We start from the raw sequence: 1,458 nt of genomic DNA on the forward strand, positions 1-1,458 counted from the left end.
GCTAGTACGGCAGCCGCCGTTCGGGATCATGGCTGGAGTTCGAGGCTGAGGCGGTGTGTGTAGTGCGATCGTCGGGCTCGGGCTTGATGCCGGCGGCGCCAGCCTGACCAGTGCAAACGGTGGGCGAGGTCGCTGATCGGGCGGATGATGCAGGTGTTGATCAGGCGGCGGATCTCGTTGACGGTGAGTGTGATCAGTCCGGTGTCGGTCGGCGGGTCGTCGTCGGTGACGTCGGCGGCGCAGATCGCCAGGACGGCGAGGGCGGCCAGGGCGAGGGTGGTGTGCCGGTGCCAGGAGTTCCAGCGGCGGACCTGGTGCTGGTCCAGGCCGACCTGGCTCTTGGCGGCTTGGAAGGCTTCTTCGATGGTCCAGCGGATGCCGGCGACCCGCACGAGTTGGGCGAGGGTGGCCGCTCTGGGGGTCCAGCAGCGGTAGAAGGCGAGCTCGCCGGTGGTGGTGTTCTTCCTGATCAGGAGGCTGTGTTGGCCGCCGTCGTCGGGGTCGGCGTCGGTGCAGACGTCGTCGAGCCAGGCCCAATCGTAGAAGCGCGGGCCTTTGGATCCGGTGCCAGCGCTGCGGCGTTGCCAGGCCGTGGCGGGTAGGTCAGCGGCCACCCGGTCGGCGCGGACGCGGGTCTTGCCGCCGTCGAGCGGGACCAGGTGGCTGCGGGACACCGCCAGGACGTAGCCGATGTCGTGTTCGCGCAGGCCAGCGCGGAAGACACTGCTGTTGCCGTAGGCCTCGTCCGCGGCGGCCCAGCCCGCAGGCACTCCGGCGTGCAGGGCGGCGGTGATCATCTGCGCGGCAAGCTCCGGCTTGGTGGCGAACTCGACCTCGTCGGGCACGCCGGCTGCCTGGCAGCGGTCCCGGTCATCGGTCCACGACGCCGGCAGATACACCCGCCGGTCGATCAAGGTGTGCCCATCGACGCCGGCGTAGCCCAGGAACACCCCGACTTGGCTGTTCTCGATCCGCCCCGCGGTGCCGGTGTACTGCCGCTGTACCCCGACCGTATGGGTGCCTTTCTTCAGGTCACCGGTGTCGTCGACGACCAGGACCGCGTCCGGACCGCCGAACCGGTCGGTGATCAGCTGCCGCAGGTCGTCGCGGACAGCGTCGGCGTCCCACACCGCCCGGTACAACAGGCGTTGCATCGCGTCCGGCCGGGCGTGTCCGGCCTGCTCGGCCAACTGCCAGCACGTCTTGACCTCACCATCGGAAAGCAGGCCGGTTACGAACTGTCCCGCCGCCCGGCGCGGTTCCACCCGCCCGAACCGGCCCGCGAAGCAGCCCAGCACCTCGGCCAGCACCCGCTCCCACCGACCAACGGCTACGCTGTGGCACGCGGCCACCGCAAGATCTGATGATGTGTCCACAACGCACAGACGATCACGCGGTGGCCGTCTCGCGTCCACCCCGGTTCACCAGCAAGATCTCAAACGGCGGCTGCCGTACTAG

The 1,458-nt window shown here is 69.5% G+C and carries 1 protein-coding gene; it reads right to left on the bottom strand.

What is annotated here, in order from left to right:
* Nucleotides 1–26: 26 nt before the first annotated feature.
* Entirely contained in the window at nucleotides 27–1,310 is a 1,284-nt protein-coding gene (locus tag ACFY2Q_RS29485; protein ID WP_387135931.1) for an IS701 family transposase, read from the bottom strand.
* Between the last annotated feature and the right edge of the window lie 148 nt (nucleotides 1,311–1,458).

It is taken from the genome of Micromonospora sp. NPDC000316 (assembly GCF_042898885.1).
Classification (GTDB): domain Bacteria; phylum Actinomycetota; class Actinomycetes; order Mycobacteriales; family Micromonosporaceae; genus Micromonospora.